Annotated in this window: 7 protein-coding genes; 1 reads left to right on the top strand and 6 read right to left on the bottom strand. The window is 39.3% G+C overall.

Translation table 11 applies throughout. From position 1 onward, the window contains the following. Window positions 1-18 precede the first annotated feature (18 nt). Window positions 19-468: an SRPBCC family protein gene (locus NSP_RS18615; protein ID WP_006195940.1), complete on the top strand. Its 450-nt coding sequence runs from the start codon at window positions 19-21 to the stop codon at window positions 466-468. A 223-nt stretch (window positions 469-691) separates the two neighbouring features. Here NSP_RS18615 and NSP_RS18610 read toward each other — a convergent pair whose 3' ends face one another. The 6 genes from NSP_RS18610 to NSP_RS18590 all read right to left on the bottom strand — a co-directional run bounded on the left by NSP_RS18610 (window position 692) and on the right by NSP_RS18590 (window position 15,919). Continuing rightward, the gene (locus NSP_RS18610; protein WP_006195942.1) at window positions 692-2,497 is read right to left on the bottom strand and encodes an ABC transporter ATP-binding protein/permease; all 1,806 of its coding nucleotides are present in this window, start codon (window positions 2,495-2,497) and stop codon (window positions 692-694) included. Between the two features lie 21 nt (window positions 2,498-2,518). After that, the gene (locus NSP_RS18605; protein ID WP_017804330.1) at window positions 2,519-3,259 is read right to left on the bottom strand and encodes an NAD(P)-dependent oxidoreductase; all 741 of its coding nucleotides are present in this window, start codon (window positions 3,257-3,259) and stop codon (window positions 2,519-2,521) included. A gap of 37 nt (window positions 3,260-3,296) precedes the next feature. After that, a complete protein-coding gene (locus NSP_RS27060) occupies window positions 3,297-3,545 on the bottom strand; it encodes a hypothetical protein (protein WP_017804329.1) in 249 nt (82 codons plus the stop codon). A gap of 242 nt (window positions 3,546-3,787) precedes the next feature. Further along, a complete protein-coding gene (locus tag NSP_RS18600; protein ID WP_006195946.1) occupies window positions 3,788-4,495 on the bottom strand; it encodes an aspartate/glutamate racemase family protein in 708 nt (235 codons plus the stop codon). Window positions 4,496-4,525: 30 nt separating this feature from the next. Then, window positions 4,526-14,953, bottom strand: coding sequence for a hybrid non-ribosomal peptide synthetase/type I polyketide synthase (locus tag NSP_RS18595; protein ID WP_006195947.1), 10,428 nt, complete (start codon window positions 14,951-14,953; stop codon window positions 4,526-4,528). A gap of 36 nt (window positions 14,954-14,989) precedes the next feature. Further along, window positions 14,990-15,919, bottom strand: a complete 930-nt coding sequence (locus tag NSP_RS18590; RefSeq protein ID WP_006195948.1) for a class I SAM-dependent methyltransferase — start codon at window positions 15,917-15,919, stop codon at window positions 14,990-14,992. Between the last annotated feature and the right edge of the window lie 45 nt (window positions 15,920-15,964).

The raw sequence follows: 15,964 nt of genomic DNA, 5'->3' as shown, positions 1-15,964 counted from the left end.
TTTACGTTTTTTCTTTCCATGCTGAACTTTCAACATTCCTCAGTCATTAATGCGCCACCCGAAGTAGTGTGGAAATTCCACGAAAGACGAGATATTTTGCAACTACTCAACCCACCTTGGCAACCAGTGCAAGTAATTCGTCGTGAAGGCGGGCTAGAAGTGGGCGCTACCACTGAATTTCGTTTGTTTTTAGGGCCATTACCTTTAACTTGGTTAGCACGACACACCGAATGCGAAAAAAATCGCCTGTTTATCGACGAACAGATATCTGGCCCCTTTGAAACTTGGGTACATCGCCATGAATTCGCCCCAGAAAATGGTAAAACCAAATTAACTGATGCTGTTTCCTTCTCCATGCCTGGTGGTGGTACAGTTGAATTTGTCAGTGGTTGGCTAATACAAGCGCAATTAGAAGCCATGTTTCGCTATCGCCACCATGTCACAAAACGCGAGTGTGAGTCACGATAAGAAACTGACAAATAACAAACCATCCCAAAAATTAAAGCAAAAAACCTCTCTCTTCCTCATTTCTCTGTGTTCTCTGTGTCTGGAGTGGTTCGTTCATTTAGCCGTGTGCCTTGCACTCAGAGCGACCTAGGAATCGCTGATAGCATAGACCGGAATGATTTTTTCCTGTATCCTTGAGCATAAATATTAGAAATTGAGCCGACTAGTCAAAGATTACGCATAATCATCTATTTTTATTTGGGGAGGGAATAGTGACCATTGCTTTTTGATCCCGATAATCCTGCACAGTCACAAGCTGCCAAGTGGAATCTTGTGAAAGTTCCAAAACCCATTCATGATAATCAAACAGGCTTTCCCGATGCCCAATACTGATATATGTTGTTTTTGTTGCTTGTAACTGTTGATATAAACTTGCTTCATTCTTCAAATCCAAAGCACTTGTTGCTTCATCTAATATAGTAAAGCTAGGACGAGTAACTAACAATCGTGCGAAAGCAAGGCGTTGTTGTTCTCCTAGTGATAATATATTTTCCCAAGGAACTTGTGTATCAAAGCTATCAACTTTTGTCACCACGTTTTGGAGATTAACTTGTTGCAAAACTGCTTCGAGTTCTGTATCAGTCATTTGACGATTTGTTCGAGGATACAGTAACTGTTCGCGTAATGTTCCCAAAATTATATAAGGACGTTGAGGCAAAAATAAGACTTCTTCTAGGGGGGGGCGCACGAGACGGCCTGATCCGGCATTCCACAAACCAGCGATCGCTCTTAACAAAGAACTTTTACCTCTACCACTAGGCCCAACAATTAATAAACCTTCTCCTGGTTGAACAGACAGCGATAGGTTTTCGACGATTACGTGGGTATAATCCGGTGTTTGTAAGGTGAAATCCTCGAAAGCGAGACGGTTTTCTTCGGTTGTTTTGATGGTACTCACGTTCTCTGGTTCTTTCGTCACAGCTTCTAAAGCATCCGAAAACTCGGCTAAACGCTCAACGTAACTGGAAAATCGTCCAGAATTTCCAAATTCATCTATTAATGTGGCAATACCATTAGCAAACATACTGCAAGCGATAACGGCTTGGTTAACTTGTCCGAAATCAATTTCACCGCGAATATATGCAGGTGCGAATATTAAAAACGGAAATATCTGGATAACAGACCGATATCCTCGGTTAAAAATGTCTTTATTTCTTTCCCAGTCAATCTTGCGTGCAGAACTTTTTAGCAGATTATTAAATCGACGCTGAATTATATTTAATTCTTGGTTTTCTCCCTGAAAAAAAGCTATCGATTCGGCATGATTCCGAACATGAGTTAGACTATAAGTGTAGTCGGCTTTAAATTTAAGTTCATCTTGAGTAATTTTATCTAATTCTTTACTCAAGTAAATAGCAATCAAATTGCCTATGATTGTATAAGTAAGCAAAATACCTGCGGCTATTCGGGAAATTGACAAAAGAATTATTAAAAAAGTCGTCATTTCCAGGACTTTTTCTAACAAAGTGGCTGCAAAATTGAGAGCAGTTTTGGTAATTGGTTCGATTTCTTGGGATAGACGTTGATCTGGGTTGTCAACATCAGATAGAAAATTAATTTTATAGTAGGCGCGGTTGCTAAAATATTTTTCTAAAATCTGCTTATTGATAAATTGATACCAATCAAGGTCAATTTTTTTTCTGACAAATTTAGTAAATCCTGTCAAGAGCGTGATCGAGAGCAGTCCCAAGCCGTAAAGCAATAATATCTTGAAAAACTTAGAAACATCTTTATCCTGAATAATCACATCAATTAAATAGCGATCAACAAAGCTATTAATAGCAGTTACGCCCACAAGCCCGATGATTAATAAGATCAGGAGAATCAGCATTCCCCATGAGGATATCACCTCGGAAAATGGCCTGCCTTCGGGATCGGTTGGATACCAGTAAGGTCTGGCGATCGCTTGGACATTATCCCAAAATCGAGTAAAATCTGAAAAAGTAGGCTTATTTATTAAGGGGCGATCGCGAACAACTTCAGTTTGCATATTCAATAAATATAGTGGTTCTCATTGCAGATGTGGAAAATTGTCCAGAACTTCTGGATTCACAATGTAAGGCGGCTTTTGACCCTGAAGCACTTGCAGGATTTGATTAGCTGCGGAAAGTGTCGCCGCTATAGCAGCTTCAGGTGTAACTCCAGCCAGATGCGGTGACAGAATTACATTATCAAAGTCATATAAAGGATTATCCTGACATGGGGGTTCTGGCTCAAACACATCTATTGCTGCTCCTGATATCCATTTTTCACCTATGGCTACAACCAAATCTTGTTCACAAACTATCTTCCCACGAGATGTATTAATCAAGAAAGCTGTGGGTTTCATTTTCTTAAAAGCTTCTAGAGCAAACATTTCATAAGTTTCATCCGTTAGTTCAGGATGCAAAGATACAAAGTCAGATTCCGCCAAAAGGTAGTCTAAATTTTCCACCAAGGTTCCACCCACCGCTTCGGCTTGGCTGGGTAGAACGTAAGGATCGTATGCTAAAACTCGCATCTGGAATGCTGCACTGCACTTACTGGCAACAGCACTACCAATCCTTCCCAATCCAACAATACCCAATGTTTTTCCTTCCAGTTGCATTGGTTGTACCTGATTACGAATTAGGTAGTTTCCTGTTTTTACACACTGATTGAGAAAAGTCAGCTTTTTTGCCAGAGCTAAAATCATGCAAATCGTGTGTTCTGCCACAGCAGTTGTTGACAAACCAGGATTGTTGACTACAACAACCCCATGTTTTGTAGCCACAGAAATATCAATGGCATCAGTGCCAAATCCAGATGTACTAATGACTTTTAATTTTTTTTGCTAATCCGATAGCTTGGGCATCTAATTTAGTCGGATAACGCACAAATACGCCGGATGCTTCTTGAATAGCTTGATTAATTTCATTTTTTGTTGGGTCTTTTAAAATCTGGATATTAGTATATTCTTCCAGGAGTTTTTCACCTGTTTCATCGTACATTCTCCCGATTAAAAGAACCTTCTGATTTTTAAGATTCACTGTAGAAAATTGGGGGAAAATAGCTGTCATGCAATTGCTCCTAGATTAAATTATTTTACACAAATCGCTACTACACAAGCAAAATCCGCCTGATCCCAATTCTAGGTTAAATTGCGCCAAATTCACCTAGAGACCTTATATATGTAGAAACTTTATATATAACGTCCTTTTTTATCAAAGCGAATTATAATCAAATCAGGACTTACGCAAAATCATGAAAAAACGAACCACAAAGAACGCGAAGGACACGAAGGAAAGAGGGTTGCAGAGAGTTATTGCGTAAGTCCTACAAATATTTGAAAAAAGTTTTGGGCAATAGTACTTAAAGGATCAATCGCTTTTATAGAATCAATTCCATTGAGCTTGAGAGATTTGGTGAACAGATGGAATTCTGTACAACCAGAAATATAAGACCGAGTGTTATACTTATCTAATAATGCTTGGATATCGGGAAGAATTGTAAGTGGATCTTGTCCTCGTTTGAGGATTTTAAATATCATATCATCGATCAAATCTTGCTCTGTTTCAGACAGAGAAATAATGCGTTCAGCAGCAGCACAACCTTCCTGAAACAATTTTTTGGTGTAAGTTCCTGTGCTTGCCAATAACAGGGCAGATTCATCATGTTGTTGAAGTTCTTGGTCGGCGATTTTAATTAAAGAAATTACTTTCTCAGTCAGATGTTCGGGAATTTCAGGCAAAGAATAATGAGCTAGACAACAGCCAATCACTATGTGGTCAACAATTTTATTGAGATTTTCCAGATGAAACTGGATAAAATCAATAAATTCTCTTTCATTCCCAGTATTAATAGAATTGTTGCGATCTGGGATAGATGGTAGTGAAAAAACAATGACGTTGGGTGTTTCCTGTTCCTTATGAATAAACTGGTTATATTCGTAAATAGATTTGAGAAATTCGGCGGTAACTACAGGCCCCATGCCGCCTAAAACTCCAAGGATTGGTGGTTTCTTATTCATACAATTCTCCTAGTTTCGTTGTGGATTTTTCTAAAAATTAAAATTTGTGGCAAAAAGTTTGCTATCTCCTTCATCAGAATTTTCTGTGTTAAAAGACAGCTTTAGAAATGGTATTTCCGGTAATTTTACTATTTCTTCTAGCAGACCTTCTAACAACTTTAGCATCAATGAGATACGTTCGTGGACAAATATATCTGTATTGTAAATTAGCTTCAGATATAGTTGAGACTCTTCCACAAATGTAAATTCTAAATCGAATTTAGCACTCACAATCTCTTGGTCAAGGGGATGAACAGTAATTCCATCTAGTAATAACTCGACATTTTGATTATTTTGCAAAACAATGGCAGTATCAAATAGAGGATTACGGCTAGGATCGCGAGGAAAATTTAAATCTGAGACTAGTTTATCAAAAGGATATTCTTGATTGTCATAAGCTTCTAGTGTGGTTGTTTTGACTTTGGCAAGTAAAGTTGCAAAACTGTCATCTACTGCTATTTGATCGCGTAAGACTAACATATTCACATAAAAACCAATTTGTTCTTCTAAATCGGGATGATTTCGGCCAGCGATGGGAGAGCCTACTGTAATCTCATTTTGTTCGGTATAGCAAAACAGAAAACTCTTGACCAAAGTCAGTAACCCCATAAACAAACTAGATTCTTGATTTTGCAATAATACCCGGAAACCCTTGATTAATTCTGGGTCTGGCTGCCAGATAACCGCAGATCCTTGAAAACTTTGAACTCCTGGTCGAGCATAATCTAAAGGTAAGTTAAGACGTGTAGGAGCAGGAGTCAATTTATTTAGCCAGTAATCACGTTGTGCTTGTAGCTCTGATGTATTTAACCGCTTTTCTTGCCAGGAACTATAATCTTTATAATGAATCCTTAAAGGTGGTGGTAATTCTAGATTCTGTTGTCCATAAGCATGATACAGCACAAGGAAATCTTTAATTAAAACGCCTGCTGACCAACCATCGGAAATGATATGATGCATATTAAACAGAACTATATAGCTCTGTTGAGTGACTTTTAGTAAGTTAACTTTGAGTAAAGACCCTGTTTCTAAATTAAAAGTATTTTTGGCATTGTTGTGAATAGCTTCGGCAATGATTTCTGCTTGTTCTTCATCCTCGGTCAAGTCTATTTGTTTGACTTGAAAATTCATGCTCTCATGTACAACTTGACGGGGTTCGTTATCTATTAATGTAAAGGTAGTACGCAAGATTTCGTGGCGTTGGAGCAAATGTTGAAAAGCATTTTCAAAGGCAGCAATATTTAAATTACCTTTGAATAGATAAGCACTGGGCATTCCGTAGGCAGTATGATTGCGATCTAAGAATTCTAAAGCCCAAAGGCGGCGTTGCCCATGAGACATAGGATAAGACGTTTGCTGAGTTATTGCTGGTATGGGTTCTTGATAGTCATATTGGGTTTTAGATACTAAAGCTGCTAATCCGGCGATTGTGGGAACTTTAAAGAATTCAGCCAATTTTACCAACACATTTAATTCTTTATGAACGTGAGTTACCACTCTGGAAAGCAGCAGTGAGTGTCCACCAATTTCAAAGAAGTTATCAAAAATGCCAATGGGTTGTTTGGTGAGAATTTTTTCCCAAATATGTACGAGCTTGGACTCTAAATTATTGCGCGGTGCAGTATACGCTAACTGTGTTAAGTTACCTATTCCCTTGAATTCAGCCAGGGATCGCAAATCAATTTTCCCATGTCTGGTTAAGGGAAATTGCTTTAAGAAGATAAAGAAAGTAGGAATCATGTAAACGGGCAAAAAGTTCGATAGAAATTCTCGAATTTCGGAAATTTCTATGTCTGACTCAGTTTTACAATAGGCTGATAACTGGGTTTGATTATCTACATTAGTAGGCAATACGATTGCTCTCTCAATTTGAGAATGGCGGCTGAGTTGGTATTCAATTTCTCCTGGATCTATACGATAGCCATTCACCTTAACTTGATTATCTTTACGACCAAGAAATTCAATCACGCCTGGGGCAATTTGTTTACCTAAATCTCCGGTTCTAAAGATAGTTTTTCCCTCAGTCATAAAGCTAGGTTGAAATTTTTCTGCGGTGATTTGGGGGAGGTTGTGATAACCTGCTGCTAATGCTACACCTTCTACACAAATTTCACCTACTACATGAAGAGGTACGGTGTTATTAAATTCATCAAGGACAAATAAGCGATTGTTATGGAAAACCTCCCCAAGAGGTACGTCTGTATTTAAATTTTCGTCTATTCTATATTGAGCTACTCCTACACAAGTTTCTGTGGAGCCATAGACATTACTGACGATATCGGCTGGGAACCGTTTTCGTAAAGCGATCGCAGTTTCTCGGTCTAATTTCTCGCCCCCAGCAGAGATATATTTTAAGCTGGGGATAGTTTCTCCAGTGTCAAGTACAGCCAAGATTTCCCGATAAATAGATGGCGTTGTGTGCAGTGCATTAATTTGGTTTTCCTGTAAAAAGGAAACTAAATGCCCTATATGCTTGACTTCGTACATATATAAAGCAGCGCCGATTGTTAACGGGAGAAAAATATTCCGCAAAGAGGGATCATGGGTGATAGGTGCGGTAAAGATATAGTGCCAGTCAGGATGTTGATCTAAGTCAAAGGTAAGTCGTAAACTCCGAATTACATTCAAAATAGAGATGTGACAACCCATGACTCCTTTGGGGGTTCCTGTTGAGCCAGAAGTATATAAAATATAGGCAATTTGGCTAGAGTCTCGTTTAATATGAGGTTCACTGGTGTCAAATTTTGCCAGAGTATGATCAATTTTATCCAAGCAAATTGCTTCTATATCTTGAGGTAATTGAGAAACAAAATTACTCTCGGTGAGACAGACATCACAACCACTATCTTTTAAGATAAAATCGATGCGGCTCTGAGGATATTCTGGATCTATGGGAACATAAGTAGCTCCAGTTTTGAAAGTAGCAAGAATGGCGATAATTAAGTTTTGATTACGTCCAATTATGAGTGCGATCGCTTTTCCGTAACTAAGCTGATATTTTTGATGCAAGTAATTTGTTAATTGATTAACCTTCTGATTCAATTCTCCATAGCTGAGAGTATTGTCCCCCACAATTAATGCTGGTGCATTTGGTGTAGAATTAACTTTTGCAATAAAGTCATCAATGATTGTGGCGGTTTGGGGAAAATCTATGGTTTGTCCTTGCAACTCTGCTAGTAATTTTGCCTCTTGCGACTGTGTTAATAAAGGCAACTGAGAAAGTAACCTATTGCCATTATTAATTACGCCCTCCATCAAAAATTCAAAACTTTCGAGAAACTGTTTGATAGTTTCTGGTTTAAACAATTCTGTATTGTAGTTACAGTAGATAATCAGCGCGTCATTGATTTCGATGAAATTAAAGCCTAAATCGAAAGGAGTGTATCCAATTGGCTCTGGCGGCAACAATACTTCTAATCCCTCAAACTCAGGTAGAGTTAAACTAGGGTCCATATTGAAAGATACGGATATCAAGGGAGAACGAGAAAAATCCCGTTGTAATTGTAAAGCTGCTAATAACTCTTCTAAGGCATGACTTTGGTGCTTAAAGGCAGCTATGAGTGTTTCTTTAGTATGGCGAAGATGGTCAACAAAAGAAGCAGTGATATTTGTCTGGATGCGAACTGGTAAAAATTGCGAACAAAAACCAACTAAGCCCTCACTTCCCTCAAATTGTCGTCCAGAAATGGGAATACCAATGACTAAATCATCATCACCAGAAATTCGCCGCAGAAAAGCTGTGTAAGCGGCGAACATGGTCATAAATAATGTTGCTTGGTTTTTGCGTCCTACAGTTTGCAAGTTTCGCCACAGTTGAGGAGCAATAATTTTACTTTCTCTACCTCCTGTGTAAGTTTTGACAGCAGGACGAGGAAAGTCAGTAGGAAGCTCAAATACGGGAATTTCTCCCTCATAGGTTTTCAACCAAAAATCACGATGCTCTTGCATCTGTGAACTTTGCGCTTCTTGTTGTCGCAAAGCTAAATATTGGCGAAACTGCATTGGTGGCGCTAAATTGTCTGTAGAAACGCCAATTTTAGCTGAATAAAGTTTGCCGATTTCATTCAAAATTAGCCCTAGTGACCAACCATCGGCAACGATATGATGGGTTTTTAAAGATAGTAGATAGTGTTCAGGTGCTAAACGCATCAAAACAGCTGCAAATAGTGGAGCGCTACCTAAATCAAAAGGCTTTTGAGATAGCTGAGTTCTTAATGTTAAAGCAGCAGCTTCGGGATTTTCTGCATCTATTAAATTGATGAGCGGTAAGTCAATTTTGACAGTATTGAGAACTTCCTGTAACTCGCCTTGTTCTAAAATTTGGGTTCGCAAAGCTTCATGACGATTGACTACTTCATTAATAGCTTGCTGTAAATATAAAATCTCTATGTTACCACGAAGTTCTAAGGAAGTAGTGACGTTATATGATGCGGAAGCGGTTGTGTCTAATTCTGCCAATAGCCAAAGTTGACGTTGCGCTTCACTAGTAGGAAATCTCTGGTTTATACTACTCCTACCATCTTCATCGTCAGAGCGATCGCTTTCTTCTCTTTTCTTTGCTTGGGGTGGTTTGGCATTTTCAAAAAAACCCGCTTGTCGCAGTTCTCTAATCGCTTCTTTGACAGCAATTACTACTTTATCGATGTCTTGATTGGTATGATCTGTAGAGAGAAAACAAACGCGTTTTTCCCATGTATAAATACCTTTGAGATTTAGTAAGTAATAAAAAAGCGGTAATTCAATTGGTTGTAGAAAAAGACTATAAGCTCCAAAGGGTTCAAAGCGAAACAGAGAACCAAAATTAACTATGCGGATGGGAATTCCAGTTTCTTGAAAGAATTCATTAACTTCTGTTGCTAATCGATTAGTTAATTGATTGACTCGTTTCTGAAGTGTTCCACCTTGTGCGCGTAAATTTAGCAGCACTGCACGACAAGCAGCCAGAGCCAAAGGATGACGGCAGAAAGTCCCACCATAACCAGTTAATTCTGTGTGCGGATGGGAATTATCTCCATAACTCCAAAAACCGCCATCAATTGTATCTAAGAAATCTGCTTTACCACAGATCATACTAATAGGCAAACCGCCACCAATGGCTTTACCGTAAACTACTATATCTGCCTCAACGTCAAACCATTCCTGCGCTCCTCCTAGAGCCATGCGAAATCCAGTAATAATTTCATCAAAAATTAAGGCGATCTCTTTTTCATGAGTCAATTTGCGTAATTTTTGCAGAAATTCTTGAGGCTGTAAATCGGGTTTACGGCTTTGCACTGGTTCTACTAAAACTGCTGCTAAATTATCAGCTTGAGCCGCAATTATTTCTAGACTTTCTTCGGCTCCATAAGTAAGAACTATTACGTCTTCAACCATTCCTGATGGTGTACCGAGACTCAATGGTTGAGCAGTTCCTGGCTCTTCTCCGACTCGCGCTAAAATGCCATCAAAAGTACCGTGATAAGAACCAGAAAACAGGACAATTTTTGAGCGTTTTGTCCGAGAACGAGCAATGCGAACTGCTGCCATAATTGCTTCTGTGCCAGTATTGCTAAAAGCCACCCGCTCCACACCAGTTATTTCACTAATTAAAGCAGCCGTTTCTGCCGCAATATTAGATTGCATTCCTAATCCTATTCCGTGTTGCATTTGCTGCTGAACTGCTGCGATGACGAAATCAGGACTATGACCAAAAAAGTTAACCCCAAATCCCATTGCTAAGTCGATATAATCATTACCGTCGATATCCCGAAAATATGCACCTTGGGCTGATTCTGAGACAATGGGATATTGAAATTCTTTTAAAGCCATACGGAAATCAATGGTAGGTTTGACATCAACCATTGTTTTACGGCTATTTTGTGAATATGCCTTTGATTTCGCGGTTTTTTGATTATAAATAATCTGTAAATTGCTGATAAAAGCTTGCTGTTTTTCCGTTAAAGATTTATTTTCAGCCAGCTTTAAGGCAAGCGGGTTTAAACTGGGAGAGCTAGGTTTTTTAGGTGAATCAGTTTTAATTTTCTGGGGGAGAGGTGCAATTTCTATTGTGGCTTTTTGAGGAGGCGCAGGTTCTGTCTGTCTAATTAAAACTTCTGATGTCGGGCTTGGTGCAACAGATGCAGATTGGAGTATTTCTAATTGCTTGATTATGGTTTTTTCATGTATATCTTTGAGGTCTTTCAAAGATTGTAATTGAGCCATCATCAAAGCTTCTTTGCCAGAGGTGGGGATTGATACAGCTACTGTTTTTGGTTGGCTAACAATAGCACTTTCAGCAGGGGCGGAAGCAATAATTAACTCTTGCCCATTGTAGATGCTGACATTGTTTTGTTGAGAAAAAATATCTGTGGTGGTAAAACCACAACGTTTTAAAACAGAACACCAAGTTTCGCCACTCAACAAGGGAGTATCTAAACGTAATTCTTTATCTTGAAAACGCCACCATCCTGGTGTGAGTCCAAAAGTTAAATCTAGCCAGGAATTATTTTCTACTGTTTCTAGTAGGACTAAAAAACCACCGGGTAGTAGTAATTCCCGAATATGATTGAGGGTTTCTGTTATATTTCGGGTACTGTGAAGCACATTAGCCGCAACAACTATGTGATAAGAATGTGCTGGTATCCCTTGAGAAATTGGTGATTTTTCAATATTTAGTTGATGGAAGTTGAGATGATCTCTGTGTTGAAATTTTTGACGGGCTTTATTGAGGAGAACAGGAGAGAGTTCGGTAAAAGAATAAGTTACGTTAGTGAGATTTAAGTTATTAAGAATTGCTTCGGAAGTTGCACCTGTACCACCTCCAACTTCGATAATTTGGTAAGGGCGATCGCTACTAGAAAAATTCTCTAAAATTCGGTTAATTTCTTGGGCTACTCGTTGATTCATCAAACGAGATACAGGAGAATTGCCATATATGCTTTCTGCATGAATCAGTGAACCTGCTGGGAAAATTAACTCTAAAGGATCTATATTTCCTTTTATGACTTCTGCTAGATTTTCTCCACAGCGTTGCAACATTTCCAACTCAGGTTTCGCTGCGGGACAATGTGTTTGCAGATTTTCTATGGTTTCTGGTAAAGAAAAAGGCGTAGGTAAGTTTTTTACCGTCCAGACATTACCTTGATTTTGAATAATTCCCGCTTGCTCTAAAGTTTTTAAATAACGAGTGATTAAAAGATAATATTTGGGAGCAATGGGCAAAGTTTGCAATAAGTTTTCTGTTGTCCAAGTTTCTGCCTGATTTAGGCTCTGACCTAATGCTCCTAAAGCTTTGAGAATATAGGCAACTACAATCGGTTGTAATTGGGAAATTACCCACAGGTAATTATTTAATTCGGAGTTTTGACTTAATATTATATTACCTACGGATATTGGCTCAGATGTCTCTAATGCTTCCTGTGCAATATAATTAGAGAGATAATTAGCTATATCAACAATTCTTTGCAAATCGGTAAACAATTGATCTATTCTGACCTTAACGCTGAATTTCTCTTCGATTTTGCGAGTAAAGTCCGTCAAGATGATGGAATCTGCTCCTAGATTTAATAAGGTTTCATCATCTCTAATCTCATTTTCATCTTCTTTGAGAAGCACAGCCAAGATAGATTTTAACTGCTTGCCGATTTCTTGCTGATGTTTTTGGGTATGGGAAACTTTTGCTACTGTCATTTTAGTTTGCTCTCTTTCTATATGCTCTTCGTTAATTTGGCTTGGCGGCTGAAATTGGAAACGTTTTCTTTGAAAGGGATAGGTTGGTAATTGTACATTTCGGTAGCCGTAATCTTGATTGAATTTTTCGGCATTAAAACTAACTCCATGAATGTAAAGTTGGGCTAATGTTGCCAGCATTGTCTGCCAGCTATCTAAACCTCTATTGAGAGAACTAAGCCAGATAGCTTCATCGTGATAACGACGACCTTGTTCTGCTAAAATTGGTCTGTATCCTATTTCTAAAAACAGGTTATATCCTTTATTTAAGGCAGTAATTATACTTTGCAAGAATTGCACAGTTTGACGGCATTGTTTTCTCCAATAACTGGCATTTGGCGCAGTTTCTAAAGGTTGTCCGTCAATTCCTGAAAGTAGCAAGGTTTTTGGTTCATCATAATCAATACTCTGAGCCGCAGTTTCAAATTCATCTAAAATTGGCTCCATTAATGGAGAATGATAAGCCCCACTAAGTGAGAGGAATTGCACAGGAATATTTTGAGTTTTGCAATTGGCAATTATCTGGTCAATGCTGTGGCTTTCCCCAGAAATTACAATTTGTTGGGGATGGTTAATAGCTGCAATTGAAACTGTATCAGTGTAATTTTCGAGCAGAGAAAGTACAGTGGCTTGATCTGCAAAAACTACAGCCATTTTTCCTGTGGGCGCAGTTTGCATTAATTGCCCACGTTTTACAACTAATTGTAGACCTGCTTCTAAGCTAAATACTCCAGCAACACAAGCTGCTACATATTCACCAACGCTATGACCAATAAGTAAGTTGGGTTCGATTCCCCAAGATTTCCACAGCATTGTCAGAGAATATTCTAGAGCAAATATAGCTGGTTGAGCGTATGCAGTTTGATTGAGTAAATCTGTTTGATTACCAAATAATATATTTTGTAATGAATACTCTAAATGATTGGCTAAAATGTCGGCACATTGATCAATATATTTGCGAAATGTAGGTTGGGTTTGATAGAGTTGCTCACCCATCCCTGCATAGCAAGCTCCTTGACCAGTGAAGAGAAAAGCAATTTTGGGCTGTTTTTCGCCTGAGAAGCGTTGAGAAAAAGTCAGATGATCAATGGTTTTTTCGTTAGCAAAAGCTGATAATTTTTGTTGCAATTCTGGTAATGTGTCTGCAACAATGGCCAATCGTTCAGGTAAAGGTGATCTACCTATAGCTGCACTATGACAGATATCTCCGATTTCTGGATCAGATTCTAGGCGAGTGTGAAAACGTTGCGCTAGCTCTTTGAGGGCGGTTTCGTTATGAGCCGAAATCGTCAACAGATGGCTAGGACGTTGCAGTTTAATTTCTGTTGTTTTTGCAGCAGGTGCTTGTTCAACAATTACATGAGCATTGGTTCCAGAAAAACCGAAGGAACTAACTCCAGCTATGCGGATTTCGCCATGATTAGACCAGGGTATGATTTGACTGGGAATTTTGATGGGATATCCTTGCCAATTAATCAGGGGATTTGGCTTTTGGAAGTGGAGATGAGGCGGGATTTCGCCATGCTGGAGGGATAGAATTGTCTTGATCATTCCCGCTATACCTGCGGCGGCTTCAAGATGTCCGATATTAGTTTTAACTGAACCGACGTAAAGAGGTTGCGATCGCTTTCCATAAACAGCTGCGATCGCATTCATTTCTATGGGATCTCCTAAAGATGTTCCGGTTCCATGTGCTTCTATATACCCCACTTCTTGGGGAGATACTCTGGCATCAGTTAAGGCTTGACGGAGTAGATCTTGTTGTGCTGGGCCACTGGGAACTGTTAAACCGGCGGCTGCACCGTTATGATTGACCGCCGAGCCGCGTAAGACAGCGAGGATGCGATCGCCCTTTTTCTGAGCCGCAGACAAGCGTTGCAGCACTAAAACCCCACAGCCTTCGCCCCGCACATAACCATTTGCAGCCGCATCAAAGGTCTTGCAGCGACCATCTGGAGACATCATCCCCGACTGGGAAAGGTTAATTGTAATTGCGGGATTTAAGATGAGATTTACCCCAGCGACCAAAGCTAGTTCGCACTCATGATTCCTTAAACTGCGAATAGCTTGGTGAATAGCAACCAGTGAAGAAGCACAAGCCGCATCAATAGACATAGCAGGGCCGCGGAGGTTGAGAAAATAAGATAACCTACCGGCGGCGGCACTCAGGGAATTTCCTGTCCCAAAAAACGAATCTATTTGCTCATAATTGCTTTTGTAGACCGTCATGGCGTGGTCAACACTAGTAATACCAACAAACACACCCACGCGATCGCCTGCTAAATTAGTAGGTGGTATATTGGCATTTTCTAAAGCTTCCCATGTAACCTCCAGCAATAACCTTTGTTGGGGGTCCATTGAGGTGGCTTCGCGGGCAGATATAGAAAAGAAACGGGCATCAAATTCTGTAATATCCTCTTGCAGAAATCCCCCATAACGAGAATTCATTTTGCCAGGGGTTGGCTCTGGAGCATAATATTTTGAAATATCCCAACGGTTGGCAGGAACTTCTACAATTGCATCACCACCAGCTTGACAGTAATTCCAATAGATTTCCGGAGAACTTATTCCTCCAGGAAAACGACATCCCATCCCAATAACAGCAATTGGCGCACTTTGTCTAGTTTCTAATTCGGTAATGCGAGCCTGCATTGCCTCCATTTTGCTTAAAGTTGCGGCTATTAGTTTTTTATTATCTATATTTTGAGCCATTGTTCTCTCCGCAATTTTATTATTTTCAGGAAATATCTAATCTGGTTTTTCTCCTGAAAATAAAATATAATCATCAAACGCCATAAACCAACCCCGATCTCGTGACCAAGCCTCAAGTCCGGGATTATCTTTTTGGAGATTAATTACTAGATCGTGCTTACTAATTCCTTGACCTACCTGAGCAAAGTAATGCACAACAGCAGGCCAAACATATTCGCCAATTGGTATAGCTTGAATATTTACAAATCCCTGCTTTTTGAGTTTTTCCACATATGTATTTCGGTCATATTGGTTGACGAAAGGAATACACATTTTCTTGCTATTGACGCGCAACCAAAAGTTAATATCTCGTCCGACTCTAGGCAAACAATCTGCTAATGCTAGTTTCCCACCAGGACGCAAAACTCGAAATGCTTCCGCAAAAAAATCTTCACGGGTATTGAAATGAAAAGCACATTCTAAAGCTGTAACTTTATCAAAAGAATTCTCTGCAAAAGGTATTTTTGTTGCCGAACCTACCTGAAGATTTATTCGTTCCTCTAGTCCCGCCCTAGCTACTCGTTCTTGAGCAATTTTTACTTGTAGCTCTGTAGTATTTATACCAGTAATTGCGCCCAAATTGTTTTCACGCATCCAGAGGATATCTTGTTCAGCAAAACCGAAGCCAACATCCAAAACTTGTTCTCCAGGGCTAAGTTCAGCAACTTCTCCTAACTTACGGGCTAAAGCTGCACAAGCTCCATTGTAAGTAGTTTCTTCTTGCCAATAGCCAAAGTTGAGCCATTGGGGAATATTGGGGTTGTTAAGATCCTTATCTCGTTTAGCTATACCTGTGTAAAGTTCAGATACCTGGAATGTGTCTCGTAAAAACGAGATTTCTTGAACTGGATTCTGGATAAATTCTTTGATGATTATCCAGCGATTTCGCCATTCATACTTGAAGGGAATTTTGCCAACATTTTCCAAAGCTATACTCTCCTATTTGTCAACTAAAACTTTTTGATTTGCTGA

The organism is Nodularia spumigena CCY9414 (genome assembly GCF_000340565.2).
Taxonomy (GTDB): domain Bacteria; phylum Cyanobacteriota; class Cyanobacteriia; order Cyanobacteriales; family Nostocaceae; genus Nodularia; species Nodularia spumigena.
The sequence above is the reverse complement of the archived record's forward strand: the minus strand, read 5'-3'. Positions and strand labels throughout refer to the sequence as shown.

Bases quoted from the DNA above. Each gene is read 5' to 3' on its own strand.
- NSP_RS18615 (WP_006195940.1), top strand. From the start codon at position 19: ATGCTGAACTTTCAACATTCCTCAGTCATTAATGCGCCACCCGAAGTA.
- NSP_RS18610 (WP_006195942.1), bottom strand. From the start codon at position 2,497: ATGCAAACTGAAGTTGTTCGCGATCGCCCCTTAATAAATAAGCCTACT.
- NSP_RS27060 (WP_017804329.1), bottom strand. From the start codon at position 3,545: ATGACAGCTATTTTCCCCCAATTTTCTACAGTGAATCTTAAAAATCAG.
- NSP_RS18600 (WP_006195946.1), bottom strand. From the start codon at position 4,495: ATGAATAAGAAACCACCAATCCTTGGAGTTTTAGGCGGCATGGGGCCT.
- NSP_RS18595 (WP_006195947.1), bottom strand. From the start codon at position 14,953: ATGGCTCAAAATATAGATAATAAAAAACTAATAGCCGCAACTTTAAGC.